At 36.8% G+C, this 20,648-nt stretch carries 19 protein-coding genes; 2 read left to right on the top strand and 17 right to left on the bottom strand.

Translation table 11 applies throughout. From position 1 onward, the window contains the following. The first annotated feature begins 278 nt into the window (after positions 1–278). Positions 279–2,228, top strand: a complete 1,950-nt coding sequence (locus HZF24_RS13665) for a sigma 54-interacting transcriptional regulator (protein WP_179238899.1) — start codon at positions 279–281, stop codon at positions 2,226–2,228. A gap of 109 nt (positions 2,229–2,337) precedes the next feature. On the opposite strand, the gene HZF24_RS13660 is transcribed toward HZF24_RS13665, so the two are convergent. The 11 genes from HZF24_RS13660 to HZF24_RS13610 form a co-directional block, all read right to left on the bottom strand. Continuing rightward, entirely contained in the window at positions 2,338–2,883 is a 546-nt protein-coding gene (locus HZF24_RS13660) for a 2-oxoacid:acceptor oxidoreductase family protein (protein ID WP_179238898.1), read from the bottom strand. Next, positions 2,883–3,707 (bottom strand): thiamine pyrophosphate-dependent enzyme, encoded by an 825-nt coding sequence (locus HZF24_RS13655; protein WP_179238897.1) that lies wholly within the window; start codon positions 3,705–3,707, stop codon positions 2,883–2,885. The genes HZF24_RS13660 and HZF24_RS13655 overlap by 1 nt, the downstream gene beginning before the upstream one ends. After that, positions 3,682–4,845, bottom strand: a complete 1,164-nt coding sequence (locus HZF24_RS13650) for a 2-oxoacid:acceptor oxidoreductase subunit alpha (RefSeq protein ID WP_179238896.1) — start codon at positions 4,843–4,845, stop codon at positions 3,682–3,684. The genes HZF24_RS13655 and HZF24_RS13650 overlap by 26 nt, the downstream gene beginning before the upstream one ends. Continuing rightward, entirely contained in the window at positions 4,842–5,039 is a 198-nt protein-coding gene (locus tag HZF24_RS13645) for a 4Fe-4S dicluster domain-containing protein (protein WP_179238895.1), read from the bottom strand. The genes HZF24_RS13650 and HZF24_RS13645 overlap by 4 nt, the downstream gene beginning before the upstream one ends. Before the next feature lie 15 nt (positions 5,040–5,054). Then, positions 5,055–6,131: a butyrate kinase gene (buk, locus tag HZF24_RS13640; RefSeq protein WP_179238894.1), complete on the bottom strand. Its 1,077-nt coding sequence runs from the start codon at positions 6,129–6,131 to the stop codon at positions 5,055–5,057. Positions 6,132–6,153: 22 nt separating this feature from the next. Further along, a complete protein-coding gene (locus tag HZF24_RS13635) occupies positions 6,154–7,059 on the bottom strand; it encodes a bifunctional enoyl-CoA hydratase/phosphate acetyltransferase (RefSeq protein ID WP_246346150.1) in 906 nt (301 codons plus the stop codon). Positions 7,060–7,647: 588 nt separating this feature from the next. Further along, complete coding sequence (locus HZF24_RS13630) at positions 7,648–8,085, bottom strand: HutP family protein (protein ID WP_179238892.1); 438 nt, start codon at positions 8,083–8,085, stop codon at positions 7,648–7,650. Positions 8,086–8,105: 20 nt separating this feature from the next. Next, positions 8,106–8,720 carry a cyclodeaminase/cyclohydrolase family protein gene (locus HZF24_RS13625; RefSeq protein ID WP_179238891.1) on the bottom strand — a complete coding sequence of 205 codons (615 nt, stop codon included), beginning with the start codon at positions 8,718–8,720 and terminating at the stop codon, positions 8,106–8,108. A gap of 1 nt (position 8,721) precedes the next feature. Beyond that, positions 8,722–9,963, bottom strand: a complete 1,242-nt coding sequence (hutI, locus tag HZF24_RS13620; protein WP_179238890.1) for an imidazolonepropionase — start codon at positions 9,961–9,963, stop codon at positions 8,722–8,724. 141 nt (positions 9,964–10,104) lie between these two features. Continuing rightward, complete coding sequence (gene ftcD, locus HZF24_RS13615) at positions 10,105–10,995, bottom strand: glutamate formimidoyltransferase (protein ID WP_179238889.1); 891 nt, start codon at positions 10,993–10,995, stop codon at positions 10,105–10,107. An 11-nt stretch (positions 10,996–11,006) separates the two neighbouring features. Further along, positions 11,007–13,028 (bottom strand): urocanate hydratase, encoded by a 2,022-nt coding sequence (locus HZF24_RS13610; protein ID WP_179238888.1) that lies wholly within the window; start codon positions 13,026–13,028, stop codon positions 11,007–11,009. Positions 13,029–13,321: 293 nt separating this feature from the next. On the opposite strand from HZF24_RS13610, the gene HZF24_RS13605 reads away from it, so the two are divergent. Further along, positions 13,322–14,995 carry a BTAD domain-containing putative transcriptional regulator gene (locus tag HZF24_RS13605; RefSeq protein ID WP_179238887.1) on the top strand — a complete coding sequence of 558 codons (1,674 nt, stop codon included), beginning with the start codon at positions 13,322–13,324 and terminating at the stop codon, positions 14,993–14,995. Positions 14,996–15,010: 15 nt separating this feature from the next. Here HZF24_RS13605 and HZF24_RS13600 read toward each other — a convergent pair whose 3' ends face one another. The 6 genes from HZF24_RS13600 to HZF24_RS13575 all read right to left on the bottom strand — a co-directional run bounded on the left by HZF24_RS13600 (position 15,011) and on the right by HZF24_RS13575 (position 20,585). After that, positions 15,011–15,898 carry an N-acetylglucosamine kinase gene (locus tag HZF24_RS13600; protein ID WP_179238886.1) on the bottom strand — a complete coding sequence of 296 codons (888 nt, stop codon included), beginning with the start codon at positions 15,896–15,898 and terminating at the stop codon, positions 15,011–15,013. A gap of 173 nt (positions 15,899–16,071) precedes the next feature. After that, complete coding sequence (locus HZF24_RS13595) at positions 16,072–17,658, bottom strand: ABC transporter permease (RefSeq protein WP_179238885.1); 1,587 nt, start codon at positions 17,656–17,658, stop codon at positions 16,072–16,074. Between the two features lie 2 nt (positions 17,659–17,660). Continuing rightward, on the bottom strand, positions 17,661–18,560 hold the full coding sequence (locus tag HZF24_RS13590) for an ABC transporter ATP-binding protein (RefSeq protein ID WP_179238884.1): 900 nt from the start codon (positions 18,558–18,560) through the stop codon (positions 17,661–17,663). Between the two features lie 15 nt (positions 18,561–18,575). Continuing rightward, positions 18,576–19,199: a TetR/AcrR family transcriptional regulator gene (locus HZF24_RS13585; RefSeq protein ID WP_179238883.1), complete on the bottom strand. Its 624-nt coding sequence runs from the start codon at positions 19,197–19,199 to the stop codon at positions 18,576–18,578. A gap of 190 nt (positions 19,200–19,389) precedes the next feature. After that, positions 19,390–19,959 (bottom strand): hypothetical protein, encoded by a 570-nt coding sequence (locus tag HZF24_RS13580; RefSeq protein ID WP_179238882.1) that lies wholly within the window; start codon positions 19,957–19,959, stop codon positions 19,390–19,392. Then, entirely contained in the window at positions 19,956–20,585 is a 630-nt protein-coding gene (locus HZF24_RS13575; RefSeq protein WP_179238881.1) for a TetR/AcrR family transcriptional regulator, read from the bottom strand. The genes HZF24_RS13580 and HZF24_RS13575 overlap by 4 nt, the downstream gene beginning before the upstream one ends. Between the last annotated feature and the right edge of the window lie 63 nt (positions 20,586–20,648).

Below are 20,648 nucleotides of genomic sequence, written 5' to 3'. Positions count from 1 at the left end.
CCTTTACTTACAACGTTTTCCTTTGCTTTCAAAATACTCGAGTAATTATTTCAACTTAATTTATAGCAACTTCTATGCCAACACATATGTATGCTTATATATTAATTGCAAATGACTGATAGGCTCACAAAATGATTCTCCAAATCCTTTAGTCATTATGAAGCTGTTAAACTTAATGTTTATTAAAAAGACATTGTTTAAATTTTATACACGCAAGATTGACTTTAGTATATATAGATTATATAATGATGTAAACATTATAAGGAGCGTTGCCATTTATGAATGAAAAGATACTTTTTGTATCCACAAGCAAAAATATGTCTGATATTGCTACGGATGCAGCAAAAAAAATAGGAATTGATATGCATGTTCATGATGGCGGTATATTAAAAGGCGGACATATTTATGCCCAACAACATGAACAGGATTATGACGTAATTATAAGTCACGGTAATTCTGCCGAGTCTATTAGGAGATTGGTTAAAATCCCTGTTGTTTCAATAGAAACAACTATAGCAAACGTACTAAATACACTTTTAAAAGCTAAAAAACACGGTAATACTGTTGCACTGATTCTTTTTAAGCATGACAGCTTAAAAGAGCTATATATGCTGAATGATATTCTAAATATTAATTTTGAATTGTTTACCTATACTAACAATATAGAATTAAGAGATTCAATAAGCAGAGCCGTTGATTCGGGCCTCACTTCATTAGTCGGAATAGGCGATTGTATAATTGAAGAAGCTGCAAAATATAATGTAAATGCAATTTCTATTGAATCTGACAGGAAAGGAATTGAATCTGCTTTAAACTCGGCAAAAAATATAAGTGATTTATCTAAAAGAGAAAGAGAATTAAACAAAAGATATAAAAACATATTAGATTATTCAAATAACGGTGTTTTAACAATAGACAGCAACAATAAAATTATTACCCTGAATTCCTTAGCTGAAAAGATTTTCAATGTAAAAGCTTCAGAAACAATTAATAATTCTATTTTAACTATTGCAGCTTTAAAAATAATCGTAGATACAATGCAAAGTGAAAAAATAGCTTTTAATAAAATAGTAGAAATTAATAATAACAAATTTATTGTGAACATTATTCCTATAATAATGGAAAACGATGAATATAATACAATTATTTCTTTACAGGAAGTATCAAAATTGCAGCAATTAGAGCTTAAGGTAAGATCTCAACTTTACAAAAAAGGATTGTATGCAAAATATAATTTAGAGGATATTGTAGGCGAAAGTAAAGCACTCAAGGAATTAAAGACAAAAATCAAAAAAATTGCTAAAACAGATACTACTGTTTTAATATTGGCCGAAACAGGCTCAGGAAAAGAACTTTTTGCACAAAGCATACATAATATAAGTTTAAGAAAAAACGGACCTTTTGTTACAGTAAATTGTGCCGCTATGCCGGAGAATCTATTGGAAAGTGAATTATTCGGATATGAAGAAGGAGCCTTCACAGGTGCTAAAAAAGGAGGAAGACACGGATTATTCGAGCTTGCCCATAATGGCACCATATTTCTTGATGAGGTAAGTGAATTACCTTTAAGTTTACAAGGACGGCTGCTTAGAGTGCTTCAGGAAAAGGAAATTCTAAGGATAGGCGGGGATTATATTTTAAATGTTAATATAAGAGTAATAGCGGCAACGAATAAAAATTTATTAAATATGGTAAATGAAGGCAAGTTCAGGCAAGACTTATATTACAGATTAAACGTTATAGATGTGATAATACCTCCTCTCCGAGAAAGAAAGGAAGATATTCCCGACTTGGCAAACATGTTCCTTGATAGAATGAATGATAAGTATGGCACAAAAATCTCACCTGTTTCAGATGAAATAATAAAAATTTTAACTAAATACAATTGGCCCGGCAATGTGAGACAATTAGAAAACTTCATTGAAAAATCAGCCATATTGTCAGACGGTTTTTCTATAGATTCGATGTTTATCACTAATTCCCTATTGAGTGAAGAAAATTATTTCAAAAAAAATATGGTTTGTGAAAACGTAAGGAATGATAATCTCAATGAGGATGACAGTATTTCTGTCCGTCTTTCAAGCTTAAGTGATATTGAACTTCAGGTAATTGAACAAGCAAGTAAAATATATAAAGGTGACAAATCTGATTTAGCTAATGTTCTTGGAATCAGCAGGTCTACCTTATGGAAAAGACTTAAGCAAATTGAAGAATCGTACAAGTCTTAATACAGATTAAACAATTGAATTGTGATTTAAATAGAAACAGTATTCGAATTTCATAGTATATCGAATACTGTTTCCATATTGGTATGTATCAGTCATTTCCTTGAATTTTTTACAGTTGCTCTGCCATTTCCAACCCCTTATTAAATGCATTAAGGTTCATTTCATATATTTTAGGCTTCTTAGAAAACTGCTCTTTCAAAACATTAGTCACGGACTCTACAGAAACAACACCCGTCATTTTCACTATAAGTCCTAAGGAGATAATATTAGCAGTAGCTATATTTCCAATTTCTCTGGCTGCATCCGTTATTGGAAATCCATATTGTCTAGCTTTTAAATGATCAACCGGATCTATAGAATTGCAATCATAAACAAGAATACAATTCTCATTTATTAATTTCGCATATTTATCGTAAGAAACTTGCGCCAACGCCAATACAAAGTCTTCTTCTACAACTTCCGGAAAGAAAATCTCGTCTTTGCTGATAATAACATCTGACTTAGTGAATGTTCCTCTGGTTTCAACACCATATGAGGTTGTAAGTGTAGAATTTAGATTTTCAAACATTGTAGCTGCTTCACCAAGTATTGTGCCCCCAACTACTAAGCCTTGACCACCAACTCCGCTTAAGATAATTTCATATCTGCTTTTCATTATTTACCTCCTTCTTTGATTTTTTTTGCTTCCCTGATAACTCTTAGATATTTTGTACTATAGTCTTCTTTTTCTTTATCTGCAAATTTTCCTAATATAAACTTATTTTCTCTTTCACTGTCTGAAAGCTGATTTGCAGAAGAAACCGAAACGGAGTTTTCTTTAATCCAGTTCAACATGCCCGCAGGTTCTTTCATTCCATTAAGTCTGCCAAAATGTGTCGGACATTGAGAAATTGCCTCTACAAATGAGAACCCTTTTTTCTTGAGAGCTTCGAGTATAAACTTTTCCAGCTGAACTATTCCATATACGCTTCCTCTTGCTACATAAGGTGCTCCTGCGGCTGCCACTAAACCACTTAGATCAAAGCCATGCTCTATATGCCCATATCTTGAAGTTGATGTAGTTTTATTGCAAGGAGTTGTACCTGAGTACTGACCGCCTGTCATTCCATAATTTAAATTATTTACTACGATTGATGTAACATCAACGTTTCTTCTTGCCGCATGTATTAAATGATTACCACCAATTGTTGCTCCATCTCCATCCCCCATTAATACTACAACATTTAACTCCGGATTAGCCAGTTTTATACCTGTTCCGAAAGCTAATGCCCTACCATGAGTTCCGTGAAATGTATTAGTATTAATATAGTCGTCTCCTTTTCCCCAACATCCTATGCCGGTTACAACGACTGTATTTTCCCTGGTGTAATTCAGCTTTTCAAAACATCTTACGATTGCATGCATTACACTTCCATTTCCACATCCTGCACACCAAAATAACGGAAACTTTTCCTTAACCAAAAATTCTTGAGCTTTCATTTTCCACCTCCGCAATTTTATCCAGGATTTCTTTAGGTGTAATAGCCATGCTGTCTATCCTATTAACTCCTTGTACCACTGTATTAAAATCATTCAGCCTTTTAACTTCCCTTATCATTTGCCCTAAATTCATTTCCGGTACGATTACAGCTTTAGAATTTATCAATGCATCTATGACCTCATCTTCGGGGAATGGCCATAGCGTAACTAATTGTAATACACCAACCTTCTTGCCTTCTTTGCGTGCCATATTCATGGCTTCTAAAGCAGATCTGGTACTTCCTCCAAAAGCTACAAGTGTTATATCCACATCTTCTAAATTATATTTTCTAACCTTTACTATATCCTTATAATTCTTTTCAATTTTATCTGTATAATGTCTGATAAATTTATCTGCGTTATCAGGTCTGGAACACGGAAAACCCCTTTCATCATGGGTTGAACCGGATAATCTAACTACATATTTATCTCCAAAAGGAGCAAGTGGAGCTACTCCATTCTCAGTATGATTAAACGGCTTATATTCTTCAGGTTCACAGTCGGGCTGAGCTCTGTTTATTATTTCATTTTCATCCACTTCTCTTATAACAACCTTTTCTCTTATATGTCCGACAATTTCATCAGCTAAGAAAATTACCGGTGTTCTGTATTTTTCGGCGTAATTAAAGGCATCAATCATTAAATCAAAACAATCTTGTACAGTCGATGGTGATAAAACAATTATTCCATGATCACCGTGTGTTCCCCATCTGCTCTGCAGGAAATCTCCTTGAGCGGGTTTAGTTGCAAGTCCTGTACTTGGTCCGGAACGTTGAACGTTTATAATAACGCATGGTACTTCAGCCATAATAGCTACACCTAAATTTTCTTGCATTAAAGAAAACCCGGGACCGCTGGTAGCCGTATAAGATTTCTTTCCTGAAGCAGATGCTCCTATTATTGCTGCAATACTGGCAATTTCATCCTCCATTTGCACATATAATCCATCCTCTTGCGGCAATCTGATTGATGATGCTTCCGCTACTTCAGAAGAAGGAGTTATGGGGTATCCTGCATAAAATCTTGCTCCTGCTGCTATTGCTCCTTCAACCATCGCAACATTACCCTGAATAAATCTAATATCCTGTTTTTTGGTCATTGCTCTTTACCTCCAGTTAATGTTAGTGCTATATCCGGACATCGTAATACACATAAATTGCATCCGGTACATTTTTCCTGATATGTATGTACCGGCAATCCGTCAATTTCACATGTAAATACTTTTACAGGACAGAATGTTGAGCAAATACCACACCTCTTACATAATTTTTCGTTTACTTCAACTTTCCACATATTTGCCTCCTTTTGCTAAATATATACTTTTAATTTTTCTTCTCCGTTTAATATTCTTATAACACCCTGAACCATTGCATACATTTCGTTTTCTCCCGGATATACTTTTACGGGTGCTATAAATTCAACCCTTTCTTTTATCCATTGAACAAGATCTTCGTCATATGCTAATCCACCGGTCAATACTATATTTTCAACCTTTCCTTTTAAAACTGTTGCTGCTGCTCCAATATCTTTGGAAATCTGATATGCCATTGTTTCATATATTAATTTGGCATATTCATCTCCTTCAGATATTTTCTTTTTCACTTCCCGTGCATCATTTGTACCTAAATACGCTACTAATCCGCCCTTGCCTGTTATCTTTTTCTTTATTTCATGCATTGTATATTTTCCCGAAAAACACATTTCGACTAATGAACCTACAGGTAAACTGCCGGATCTCTCAGGAGAAAATGTTCCCTCTCCGTCTAAACAATTATTTACATCTATTATCCTGCCTTTTTTATGTATTCCGATAGATATTCCTCCACCCATATGCGCAACTACAAAATTATAATCCGAATACACTCCTCCTAACTCACTTGCGGCAATTCTGGCTACTGCTTTTTGATTTAAAGGATGATCCTTAGACTTTCTTTTTATCTCAGGTATTCCCGAAATTCTTGCATAATCTTCAAATTCATCTACAACAACAGGATCAACCACATATGCTGATAACCCCAAATCCTTAGCAATAGCCTCAGCTATTATTCCCCCAAGATTAGAAGCATGTTGCCCCATTACACCAACCGTTAAATCTCCGACCATTTCCTCATTAACTTTATATGTACCACCTTCAACAGGCTTCATATTTCCGCCTCTGCCTACAACGGCATTAAGCTCGCTCAGGTTAAATTTTTGTTCTTTTACTGTATCTAGTATTATTTTTTTACGATATTCAAACTGATCGCTTATTTTATCAAACTTTTCTAAATCAGAATTGCTGTGAGATATTGTTTCTTTAAAAACTAAGTTCTCATTTTCATATATTGCTATTTTTGTAGATGTAGATCCTGGATTAATAGCTAAAATTTTATATGAATTTTTCATAAATCCTCCCAATGTTTATTTATTAAATTTCTTGTGCTATTAAGGCAGCTAATGCAATAGAATTTAGCTTGGATTTACTTGAACTTGCCCTGGAAGTAAGAATTATCGGAGCTCCTACACCCATTATTACTCCTGCCTTTTCTGTATACCCAAAATACTCAATTGCTTTATTTAAAACATTTCCCACTTCTAAATTATGTGCTATAAGTATATCTGCCTTACCTGCAACAGGATTGATAATACCCTTATGATTGGCTGCCTCTTCAGAAACGGCATTATCCAATGCAAAAGGTCCTCCGACTACACATCCGGTAATTTTTTTTTGTTCATATAAACTTACTAATTCAGCCGCATGTACAGTTGATTCAATCTTTTCATTTACCTTTTCAACCGGACAGATTATTGCAACTTTTGGTTCTTCAATCCCTAAAGCTTTTGCAACGATTACAGCATTATTAATTATACTGACTTTGTCCTGAACCGTTGGTGACAAAACAACAGCTGAATCACTGATTAAGAAAAGTTTGTCAAATTTATCAACCTTTAAAACACCTACATGACTTATTAAGCCGTTAACCTCCAGACCTGTTTCTTTATTAATTACTGCTTTTAAAACAATCGATGTATCTACAATGCCCTTCATTATTGTGGAAGCCTTTCCTTCTTTAACAAGCTGTACCGCTTTAAAGCACGATTCCTCTTTGCTTACGGTATCAATAATTTCATAGCTTTTGGAATCAATAGAATTATTGTTCAAAATATCTTCAATTTTGTCTTTGCAACCTATTAAAATAGCATTAATTATTCCTAAAGATCTGGCTTCTTCAATTGCTGTTAAAACTTCTGAATCCTCTGCAGCTGCAACGGCTATGTTTATTGGTGAATACTTTTTCGCACTATTAATCACTTCCTGAAAATTATTAACCAACTTTTTACTCCTTTCCATTCTTAAAAATAGTAACAGTTAAACAAATCACAGCAAGATGTATGCCAACTTCAACAAACAAGCTGTCAAGCAACCCTATAGATACTACAACTCCTTGTATATTACCCGATAATTTATTATAAAAAAAAACCCAATAATTAAATATTATATATTTAATTATTGGGTTTTTTTTTATAATTGGTATATTTTAAACAAACTCGTTTAAATTTTTAACATTTTATTTAACTGAGGTTTATTTCCGGAATTTTTTCAAAAAACAATTTCAATTTAAGTTTCCTGATTTTTATAAATTAAAGCAGTAACCGACTTAAGGTATGTTCATATAATAACATAAACAATACTTTAAGGAGGTTTAAATATGGGTTGCAACAGAGATAGAGTTGGCGGAGCAAGCGGATCTAATTTACTATTTTTCTTCTTATTGTTAGTAATTTTATTCCAATTTTGCGAAGACGGATACCGTTAGTTGAAATAAAAAAGGGTCTGGAAAATTCCAGACCTTATTTTTTTCATTCTGAGTACTCGACTGAAAAATCTCATCTTTTGTCATGTGAGATCCTTCGCCGTCGCTTATATTGGCTGTATTCCCATGCCTATTGCTTCATGCTCAAAGCCTCTTCTTGGAGAACCGATTTGTCCGTAAAGAACAACCGCTATCCAATTTCCGCTGCTTGGTTCATCTTCTACTAATGTACCTCTTACGATGGTAAATGTTAGACCGGCACTTCTTAAAACCTCTCCAAGCAATACCTGACCTCTGCAATATCCGCTTAAAGCCTCTATAATAGCATGATAAAGAGCGTGTTCTTCATGATAGTTTTCTCTTATTATATCCTCTCTCGAAGCAGCCGTCTCAATAGCTGCTATAATCTTTTTCGAATCCATTGAGCCCGCCTGCCCGCGATAAATTATATAATTTTTATTTTCGTAATATTTTTGTAAGCTTTCAATGTCGCCGTCGCCTAAAGAAAGCAATAATGCAATTTTTCCTATACCTCTCTTTTCCATAAACAGCTCCGCTATTTTACTTAAAACGGCGAATAATTTAATATCTTTTTCTCATATTCGCACGCTTTTTCTTTAAGTTCACCTGTTAAGGTTCTGTATTTGGTTACAAAATCAACATCAGTTATATAATCCAAGTTAATTTGTACATTCAATATACCTGCAAGCACCGCGGTTCTTGCAAGCATTGCCGAAATCAAACCGTCAGTTATCGCATTCGAGTTTCCGTTTTTAACAACAATTTCTGTCAAAGGGAATATTTCATATGCTGTTTCAGCAATTTCAAAAGGTACAATTGCCGCGCCCTTTGAATATTCTTCAATAGCTTTTGATCTGAGCTGCTTTTCTTCTTCTGTTTCTTTAGGCATTTTATATGCTTCCATAACCTTATTATAAGCATTGCTGTCTTTCTCAATATAATCCAACAGCTTATGTCTCAATGTGGCTGTTTTTTTGATTATTGAGTTCATTTCTTCTTCAAATTGAACGTATTTCTTTTTACCTAAGGTTAAATTTGCTACCATTTCCGCTAATGCGGCACTTAATGTTCCGCACACTGCAGCCACACTTCCGCCGCCGGGTACAGGTGAATTAGAGGCAAGTTTTTCGGTAAAATCATTTAATGTAAGATTTCTCATTTTATTCTCCTATTATTTTTCCGTTTTTTATTACTGTTTCTACTATGTTGACAGCCGCATGATAAGGCAGGAAATGTATTGAAGGATATTCTAATATTATAATATCCGCTTTTTTCCCTGCTTCTATACTACCTATAGTATTGCTGCGATTAACAGCTGCTGCTGCATTTACCGTTAAAGCTGTTATTATCTCTTCCACAGACATTTTCATATGTAAGGCTGCAAGTGCTATTACCAATGGAACAGAATTTGTAAAGCAGCTCCCTGGATTAAAATCGGTTGCCAAAGCTACAGCGCATCCTGAATCAATCATTTCTCTTGCTCTCGCATACTCTTCCTTCAGGCAAAATGCCGTAGCCGGAAGCAAGGTTGCAACCGTATCTGATTCTGAAAGCATTTTTATACCTTTGTCCGATGCCTGGAGCAGATGGTCAGCAGACGCACAACCTAATTCAACAGCTAACTCGGTTCCGCCTAATTGCACAATTTCATCAGCGTGTATTTTTAAATTCAATCCCATCTTTTTTGCTTCAGATAAAAATTTTCTTGACTGCTCTACGGTAAAAACATTTTTCTCACAAAATATATCGGCAAATTCAGCTAAATTTTCACTTACAACGTCTTTCATTACATCAATCATGTAATCAATAAATTCATCTTCCTTACCTTTGTATTCCGGCAAAACACTGTGAGGCCCTAAAAAGGTAGGAACTACGTCAACCTCATGTATCTCATTCAGCTTCCTCATGGCCTGAAGTTGTCTTATTTCCGTTTCCCTGTCCAAGCCATATCCGCTCTTACCTTCAACTGTTGTGACACCCATGGCAATTAACTTGTCTAATCTCTTTTTACCTATTTCAATAAATTCATCTAAAGAAGTGTTTCTTGTAGCCCTGACCGAACTGGTAATACCGCCACCGCGCTCCATGATGGACATATAGCTGTCACCCTTTAATCTCCACGAAAATTCATCAGCCCTGTAGCCTCCGAACACAAGATGTGTGTGTGAATCAACAAATCCGGGCAGCACTGCCTTACCGTCTGCGTCTATAACTCTATATTCGTTCTCATCATATTTTTTTAGTATATCGTCTGTCGTTCCAACATCAGTAATTATGCCATCTTCTATTACAACACATCCGTTTTTAATCATACCGATATCATACATTTCCTTGCCGTGCTTCGGCGCTTTACCTTTGCAGGTAATAAGCTCAGATGCATTCTTTATAATAATCTTACTCATGTATTCCTCCTTCTATCAATTTGGGGACATTTCTCCCGACCCAGAGACTTTCCCTAATAGGAGATGTGTCCCCTTTTAAGTTGGGGACATTCCTCCCACCCCAAAGACTTTCCTTAAGCAGGAGGTGTGTCCCCTTTCCTATCACAGGCGTGTCTCCAATACCTGATTAAAGTTAAAGTTTTCTAATCTCAAATAGTAATCAGCCGTATCTACAAGTGCCTGTAAAGGAACGAGTCCCACTATTTCACTTCCGACAACATTAACTCCATATCTTTCAGCTTCCATTTTTACTGTTTCAAACACTCTGTAAATTGACGTCTTTGTATAATCGGTTAAGTTCATTGAAACCTGGACTATACCTCTGTCTTCAAGCTCAATACCCAAAGCTTTAACGTACCTGAAGCCGCCATTCATAAACCTTACATTCTTTGCTATCTTGCTTGCAATCTCAAGGTTATTGGTTCCAAGGTTCACATTGTAAGCAACAAGAGGCATTCTTGCTCCTATTGCCGTTACTCCCGCCGTAGGGTGTATTGTACCCGGACCGAAATCGGGAATCCATTGTTCATCCTTCATTTTTTCAGCCATTCCTTCAAATTGACCCTTTCTTATAGCCGCAAGATTTTCTCTGTGAGGAGCGGAAGCAGATTTTTCATACAAGAAAAACGGAAGTCCATAAGCTTCAGAAGCTGCCTTTGCTACTTCCTTAGCAAGCGCGTCGGCTTCTTCAACAGTTACATTTTTTATAGGAATAAAAGGTACGACGTCTACTGCTCCCATACGCGGATGCTGTCCTTCGTGCTTGGTTAAATCTATCAGTTCCACTGCCTTGCCTATTGCTTCAACCATGGCAACCTTCAGTGCTTCAGTCTCCCCAACTACTGTTACGACAGTTCTGTTATGATCCTCGTCGCTTGAATAATCCAGCAGTTTCACATTATGTCTTCCTCTGAACACATCAAGTATTTTCTCTAATTTTTGCAAATCTCTGCCTTCACTGAAATTAGGCACACATTCAATAATTCTTTCCATTTCTTCCTCCGTTATTTCATGTAATTTTTAAATGTTTTTTCTATTAATTCATCGCTTGCAACGAAAGGTATCGTTATATGGTCATCACCTTTGTTCGTTTTATTATATTCAATTGTAGTTTCGATAGAATGCTCGTTTCTTGCCCACGACCTTCTTGAAACTCCTACCATTGTATCCCATGTCATTGCCTTTTTAAGTATTTCATCAACTCTCTCGCTTCCGTCCAATACCATACCAAATCCACCGTTTATTGACTTGCTTATTCCTACTCCGCCTCCGTTATGAAGCGCTATCAAGGACATTCCTCTTGCAGCATTACCTGCATAACAGTGTACTGCCATATCGGCAGTTACATTACTGCCGTCATATATATTAGATGTTTCTCTATATGGTGAATCTGTTCCGCCCGTATCGTGATGGTCTCTGCCAAGCATCACAGGTCCTATTTCTTTATTTCTTACCATTTCGTTGAATTTTAAAGCGATATCTCTTCTGCCAAGAGCATCCTGATATAGTATTCTCGCCTTAGTTCCAACTACTAATTTATTTTTTTCCGCATCTCTTATCCATATATAATTGTCTCTGTCCTGACCTCTTCTGTCCGGATTTATAACTGACATCGCTGCATGGTCCGTCTTTCTCAAGTCTTCTTCCTTACCGCTTAGGCATACCCATCTGAACGGTCCGTATCCATAATCAAACAACATCGGTCCCATTATATCCTCTACATAGGACGGGAATATAAAGCCTTCTGAAGTATCAACACCATTTTTGGCGATTTCCTTAATCCCTGCATCAAATACTGCCCTCATAAATGCATTGCCGTAATCAAAGAAATATGTTCCCTTATCAACCAAAGCTTTAACTGCTCTGTAATGTTCTGCTAATGATTTATCAACCAGCTTTACAAACTCTTCTTTATTTGTATTCAGCATTTGCGTTCTTTGTTCAAATGTTAATCCCTTCGGACAATAGCCTCCGTCATATGGTACATGACATGAGGTTTGGTCCGACAGCAGGTCTATATGTATATTATTATTTACCGCATATTCCAGCAAATCAACTATATTACCGTGGTAAGCAATTGATATAGTCTGTTTTTTGTCCTTATATTCCTGAGCCGCTGTAAAGCATTCTTCAAGGTTATCGGTAACCTTGGACACCCATCCCTGATTTAACCTTGTTTCAATTCTTGAATAATCAACCTCGGCAATTATTCCGACTCCGTTAGCTATTTCGATGGCTTTTGGCTGGGCTCCGCTCATACCCCCAAGACCTGAGGTTACAAACAAATGTCCTGCCAAGTCCTTGTCAGACGGAATTCCCAATTCCTTTCTGCCGGCATTTATCAATGTATTAAACGTACCGTGAACAATTCCCTGCGGTCCGATATACATCCATCCTCCTGCAGTCATCTGTCCGTAGCTTGAACATCCCATTGCGGTTGCCTTTGCCCAGTCGTGAGGATTATCAAACATTCCTATCATCAACCCGTTTGATACTATTACGCGCGGACTCATTTTATGTGATTTAAAAAGACCTAAGGGATGACCTGACATAACCGCAAGGGTTTGTTCGTCCGTCAGCTGCTCCAGATATTTTTTCAGCAATTGATACTGCATCCAGTTCTGACACACTTGGCCGGTTTCCCCGTAAGTAACTAACTCATAAGGATAAAGAGCCACTTCATGATCTAAGTTATTGTCAATCATTACCTGAAACGCTTTCCCTTCAACACAATTTCCCTTGTATTCATCTATAGGTTTACCGTAAATTCTTTCTTTAGGCATAAATCTGTAGCCGTAAATTCTGCCCCTTGTCATCAATTCCTCTAAAAATTCCGGAGCCAATTTTTCATGCAAGCTTTCAGGAACATACCTTAATGCATTTTTTAATGCAAGCTTAACTTCTCTTTCATTCAATGTAAGCTCTCTTTTGGGAGCTCTTCTTACATTTTCCTTAAAGACCGGATATTCCGGTAAAACATCATCCAATTTTATGGTCATAGAATTTGAAATGTCTAAATTGTTCATAAATACACCTCCATTTATCTTTAATATATTATACAACAAAATCCGTCTAAAAAACGTCTAAATTTTTAAGATTAGTTAAAGCTTTTAACTTTATAATTAATTTATAGTTAATAAGTACAACTTATTAATACCCTCTCCCCCTTGTTTTTTTATAAATATTGATTAAGTCTTACGCCAGCGTAAGACTTAATTTTTTTGCATGTAAACAAATTGCATGACAACTCTTTTATGTTTCATTTGAAAAAAAGCCAAAAATAATGTATCATTAAAATAGCATAATTCGAGGTATAAATATGGATATTATTTCTGTAAAGCTGTTTGGGACTCCGTCGGTAAAACTTAATAATAAATTGATAAGCTTTCCGTACAAAAAATCGGAGGCCTTATTTTACTACGTCCTCATAAACAAAAAAGTATCCAGAGAAGAAGCAATAAACATGTTTTGGTCAGAATCAGCAGAGAAAACAGGCAGAAAAAGCTTAAGAGATGCTCTGTATAAAATAAAGACGAGCACAATAGAAAATATTTTTTCCAATTCAAAATCCGTAATAGAATTTTCAAACGATTTAAAAGTTGACTCAGATACAGACAATATCACCGAAACAAACGCGGTTAATTTGTATACCGGCAACTTTTTAATGAACTTTTCTGTGAAAAACTGCTATGATTTTGAAAGCTGGATACAGGAAAAAAGAGATTACTATAAAGAAATTTATATTAAATCGGTACATAAAAAAATTAATGAACTCATCAGTGTCAGCGACTACAGAAGCATAGAAAAATACGGAAATATTTTAATAAAAAATGACCCTTACAATGAAAAAAACTACCGCTATCTGATGAGGGTACATGCATTGTCAGAGGATTACAATAAAGCAATCAAGCTTTATTATGAACTTTCGAACGTATTGAAAAACGATTTGGATGTTGAACCTGAAATAAAAACGAGAAAGCTGTTCAAAGAAATTTTAGATCTGAAAAATACAATTAATTCCGACCATAACGGCAATTATACCAATTTAAAGAGTAAGGTTGAAAATTTAACCTATTACTATACCATGTACCATGAAACTTATCCGTCTTTATCATCAGAAACAATAGATGCTTTAAGCACTTCAAATATTTCGGATATTGAGTCAGAACTGAAAGATATCGAAAAGGATTTAACTGTCATAGATGATTTGGATACAGAGTACATTAAAATAAAAATGGAAGCTTCTTATTTGGCAGGAAGATATTATATTTCCATAGGCGAATATGAAAAAGGGATTAGAAATATACAAATAAGCATTAAGCTGGCACATAAGCTTGATAATTTAATATATTTATTAAACAATCACAAACAAATGATTTTCTATGCCATACAAACCGATAATAACGATATAATGAATGCTTATATAAACAGATGCTTAGACCTTCTTGAAAAAAGAGACATAATAGATGAACGGGGCATCATCCTGAGGCTGCAGGGACTTTATTTTATCAAGACAGAAAATTTCAATGAAGCAGACAGAGTATTAAATGAATCAATCAGCATTTTTTCAAGCTTGAATAAATTCAGCAGCAAGTACAGCGTCAACATTTCCGCAAGCTATAATTATTTAGGTCAAATGAACAAGGACTTGGGAAATTATGAAGAGGCATATGATTATTTCATGAAAGCAATAAATATATGTATGGAAAACTCAGTTGTCAAGGGATTAGAAATATTTTATTCAAATGCAGGACAAGCGCTGTACAGCATGGGCAGATTTAAAGAATCCGAAGACTTAATAAATATATCCATTGAATATTTTGATAAATTTAATGTTATTTGGGGAAGAGATTTTACAGAATATTATAAGGCATTGTTAGAAATAAAAAAAGGAAATCATGCTGAGGCAAAAATCCACTCCCAAAAAGCATACGACCTTGCAAAAAAGCTCAACAATCCAAAGTCTCTATGCCTGATAGCAAAACTGATGTGACAGGCGATTTGCTTTTTATTTCCTGCCGTGTAAATACAAAACCGCCCTTGTTGCGGAGATATCTTCTCCGATTATCTGGAAGCTTTTCAGATGCTTTTCAAGCTCATTTACATAGGTTCGCCTTATGAGCGCGCTGTTATGGAACACGCCTCCCTTAATTCCTATGGTAATATGGTCGTCAAATTCTTTTTCGTATGCCGCCAGCGTAAGTTCCGCAAGTGCTCTTGCCGCCTCTTCCAAATACCAGACAGCAAGCGCGTCTCCTGCTTCGGCAGCATGTACAATAACCGGAAATAAAGCGGCGATGGCGTCTTTTTCGTTATTATAGATAAATTCCATTATTTTCGAACGTGAAGACCCTCCGATTTCATGAAGGAGCTTTATGCTTAAGACATCCTGGTTCATATTCCTGTCTATTTTATAAACTATGCTTTTAAAAGCTTCCATAACTATGTGATATCCGCTTCCTTCATCTCCAAGGATATGTCCCCAGCCTCCTACCATCTCACCCTGCCCGTTTTTTTGAACGTAGCATGAAGAGCCCGTCCCCGCAATGGCAAGTATCCCGTCACCGCCTCCGAAATATGCCATGCATGCCATTTCAGCATCGTTCAGGACTGTGGTTTCAATTCCAAAATCACGTTCCACATATGTTTTTATTAATTCAATATAATTCCCTGTTTCTACTGAAGCCATTCCAATGGAAATAAAATGGCATCCTTCCTTTCCAAGCTCACCTGTGCATTCCTCTGTCAGAGAAATAATATTGTTCACGGTATTTTCCAAATTTACGGCAGGGTTTCCCGCTCCTCCGATTCTTTTTAATATAACTCTCCCGCTTAAATCATAAGCAACAAGCTCGGACTTTGTACCTCCCGCATCTATACCTATTAAATACTTCATTCATATCACCGCCTTATTTCACTTTTCTTGCTGTATCCGGATGATGCTCCTCAGGTTTATTATATACGGTATTTTTTATAAATTCAATTAATTTTTGGTGGTCATTAATATGTGATTTCAGCAGTTTATATTATTCCGGGGGCAAAAGAACAGCTGCCTCCGGAATATAATCGCTAAATAATATTTCTTCGTTTAAATCCAATAATACCCAAAGCAGTGAAGGCACCGGAAATAAGGACGAGCACAATCAATGAAATCATTGAAATCTCATTGATCGGAATACTGTAATGAGCATAGGAAAACGGCGTCCATTTCATTGCGGACCAACCGACAATCCCCGCTTCCCAAAGCATTTCAATAAGGACAAACACGCCCCATATCAGCCAGCCCAAAAATGACGCAATGCGCGGAAGCCAGCCGTACAGCAAAGCGGCTATTCCTATTATTATCCACACTGACGGAATTTTTGAAATACTCATTGCAGTCACGCGGAAAAGATGCTCCGAATTACCTGAGCCGATACTCCAGCCCAATCCGGACATGATCCCGAATGCAAGAAGAATAATCGCGCTTCCCACAAAAGCAACCGCCAAATAGCTTCCCATCCACTTAAGCCGGCTTACAGGCTTTGACAGAAGTATTTCCGTATAACCCTCGTTTTCTTCACCTCGCATACTTTGAACAAATGTGAGCACAAACACCGACAGCCCGCCCATCAGACCCAGTATATATACAGACAGTGCTATAAAACCTTCCTGATTGCCAAGCTTCATCATAGCCGGTCCCCAACCTGATAATTGCGCCAGCATTTCACCCATAGTGTCCATTGATATACTGGGTGTAATTGCTCCTATGAAGACGCCGATAAATGAAAGTCCCGCCGACCAGACTACAACAGCCCTTTTATGACTATGCCATGCCAAAGCTATAGGTGATTTTATGTCTGCATTCTTAGTTCTTTCCCTTTCGGCAATAATGCCCGCACCCATATCTCTCTTGTTTAGCAGAGCATAGGACAATTCCAGCATAATCAACGCAAGACCCGCAAAAATAAACAACGGCCAAATGTGATTTTCCGCAAATGGTGCGGTTACGCGAAACCATGCGCCGGGGTTAAGCCATGCCCAAGTGGAATAACCACCATTTACGTTGTTTAATACCATAAAAAGCATCATCAAGCCATACACTCCGAATATTGCACCACGAACCTGTCCGCTGTGTCCGAAAAATTGTGCAAGCACTGAACCCAGTCCCGCAAATACACAGCCTGCAGCCGCAATCGTCAGTCCTGCGATTAACGAGCCGCCTGCAGCAAATCCGCTGCTGAACAGAGAAGCAGAGCACAGCAGCCCCGCAAGCAAGCTGCCGGCACAGGAAAGTGTCACAGCTGCCGTTACATTTGCGTATCGCCCAACGGGTTTCCCTAATATCAACTCACTCCGTCCGGACATTTCTTCGGTGCGAATATGTCGGATTACGGTAAATGCAGCCCCAAATAAAACAACAATAGCAGCTTGCAGCATACCTCTCCAAAGTATCGCCCCCTCTAAGCTCAAAGGATAAATAGGTCCTAACCATGCCGACGTAATCGCACTTTCCGATAATTCTTCAATAAACAACCTCCAGTCGGGCATCGCTTTCACAAAGGTCATCTGCCCGGACACAAGCACCACCGGAAGAAAGAGCCAGATAGGAAGTAAGAGCCAATCCCTTCGGATATAAAGCCTCAAAAGTTTTCCTGTCCCAGTAAATTGTTTCATATTCACTTCACCGCCTTTTCCTGAATATCGTCCCCATAGTGACGTATAAACAGCTCTTCCAATGTAGACGGCTCTACCGTAAGTGATTTAATACCCATTGGTGCAATGGCATTTATAACTTCATCCATAGCATTGACATCAACTGAGAAACGCCACTTTTCTTCTTTTCGTGATATATCGTGAATTCCTTGAAGTTGATTTAAACTCATGGACTTTGCAAGCTCTACGGTAACTGTTGTACGTGTCAGATGACGCAGTTCTTCAAGAGTACCCTCTTCGACGATTTCACCCTGCCTGATAATCCCCACTCTGTCGCAAAGTGCTTCTACCTCCGCAAGAATATGGCTGGATAAAAAAATTGTTTTACCTTGTTTTTTTAATTCAAAGATACATTCCTGAAAAATCTGTTCCATCAGCGGGTCAAGACCGCTGGTAGGTTCATCCAAAATCAACAATTCCGCATCTGAAGAAAGTGCGGCAACAAGCGCCACCTTCTGCCGATTACCTTTGGAATAACTGCGGCATCTTTTCTTTGGATCAAGCTGAAATCTGTCAAGTAATTCTTTGATGCGAGAAGTATTAGCTTTGCCGCCCAAGCGATTTAATAAATTTATAACCTCCCCGCCTGTCAAATTCGGCCAAAGGGTTACATCACCGGGTACATATGCAATTCTTCTGTGAAGTTCCACGGCGTCAGCCCATGGGTCACCGCCCAAAAGCTTTGCTTCCCCACCGCTTTTTCGGAGCATGCCCAAAAGAATTCGTATTGTCGTAGACTTTCCTGAGCCGTTCGGTCCGATAAATCCATATACCTCACCTTGCTTTACGGTCAAATCAACCCCGCGTAAAGCTTCCTGTCTGCCATAGGACTTAGTAAGCTTTCTTGTTTCAATTACATTCATAATAATACCCTCCAATCATTTATAATAGGTTTTTCGCAGCTCGTTAAGATAGCTGTCAAACTCAGCACGAATTTTTTCAAAATCATATACAGGAGCATCTGTACTTCGAAACTGTTCCAATATTTCACCTGCATATCCTCCTACTGCCCAAAAGATCAGCTTCTTTGCTTTTTCTGTATCCAGCTCGTTTCGGAATTTGGAGGTATCAATATCTCTGTAAAATCGTTCAAAGCTCCTGTTTTCTACCATTCTGCGCTTTTTTCCAAGCTCATCCTTAACCTCCTCAGAATCTGTGAAAACAGCCACCTTAATAAAATCAAAAATCCACGGAGATTTTTGCATTACCTGAATTTTAAGCAGGCATGTCTGCCGGAGACGCTCAAAAATATCCTTCTCATTCACATCAATTTTATCAAAATACTCTCGGTTCAAAATATCCAGACAATAGTCGTAAAGAAAAAGAAAGAAATCCTTTTTATTATTAACATAGTGAAACATCAGCGGTTTTGATATGCCGGATTCTCTGGCAATCACATTGGTCGATGCATCGTCAAAGCCTTTGCCGGCAAACTCCTTGAGCGCTGCATTCAAAATTGCATTCCGTCTTTCTGGCTCTAAACTTAAAAATTTTGAAAACATAATAATCACCTTATTTTTATTTTTTTCAACTATTTATCTGTCAGATCAACAGGCATAACGAGTCATTGACCTAACAGGTTAATAATATTGTATCACTATTTACCTGTTAGGTCAATGACTTTATAAAAAAAAACTTCCCGCTTACATAATCAGGAAGTTTATGACGATTCTCGACACCGGAGGGCATCCGTTAAGCTCTTTTCTTTTTTTCTATCTTTCTAAAGCCAAAATATATCAAGGCTATGCAAATTACCAATCCAGCTATTGCGGGAATGAAAATCGACTTGCCTGCTTCTCCTCCGAACACAACGCTCCAGGTCATTTTGGCAACAGCTATAAAAACCATTACCGAAATACCAAAATATAAATTTCGTTTCCAGAATGCCGCCGCTAAAGCAATAAGCGATACGGGAACAAGCATCGTAATCAAAATCTTGATTACTCCCCAATCACCCAGTAAATAATCCATTTCCATCTTCAAAAATTCCTTAACCTGTTCATTTACAGTTTCAGGCCTCGGGAACCAGAACATACTTGTTAACAGCAGAAAAATCGTTGCAGAAATTCCTGCCCAGCTTCTTTTATATGCAAAGTAACAAAACGGTATCAGAAACAAGGGTCTTATATACCAGCTTATCTGGTTTTGATGGCGCTCATAAGCCCAATTAAAAAATTGATTGTTTGTAAATGCCAAAACGAGAAAAAACACAGTACCCAAAGCAAATATCAATGCTATGATTTTATCATGATTTTTTTTCATATATCCTCCCGCGTAATTTTATTGTATAAACCATTCTTCATAAAGTCAACGTAGTAATCAAGGTTTTTAATAATATTTCCAAGCTCCATATCATCTTCTGAATTAAAAACATCCTCAAAATGAGTAAACAAGTGACTGATTATTTTTATTATAAACTCTCCGGGCAAATCATTTCTGAAATCACCTTTCTTTACAGCATTTTCAATAATTTCGTTTAAAGGATTTATATCGTCTTCAATTAATACATTCTTTGCTGTATCATAAATTTCATTACCCTTTTCTTTTACAAACATTCTGCTCAGATTATGGTACTTTGGATGTATCGATGCGAATTCTGCTCCAATTCTGGCCTGCAGCCTGAACGTCGCAAATATATCCCCTTTTTCTTCTGTTGAAGATGATTTAATATTTTTATTTATAAATTCCCATTTAACTTTAGAAGATGATTCCAGCAAATAAATGTAAAGCTCCTGCTTATCCTTAAAATGATAATAAAATGTACCCTTGCTGATACCGGCACTTTTTATAATGCTGTTTAAAGAAGCATCTTCATATTTTTTTGAAGAAAATTCATTTAATGCCGCTTCCAATAATTCCTGCTTTTTTTCAAAACTCTTTTCTTTCATAAGGAACTCCTAATATGATAGACTTATCAGTCTAGACCATATGGTCTAGACTGATGTTATCTT

Origin of the sequence: Sedimentibacter hydroxybenzoicus DSM 7310 (genome assembly GCF_013403245.1) — a bacterium.
GTDB lineage: Bacteria > Bacillota > Clostridia > Tissierellales > Sedimentibacteraceae > Sedimentibacter > Sedimentibacter hydroxybenzoicus.
The sequence above is the reverse complement of the archived record's forward strand: the minus strand, read 5'-3'. Positions and strand labels throughout refer to the sequence as shown.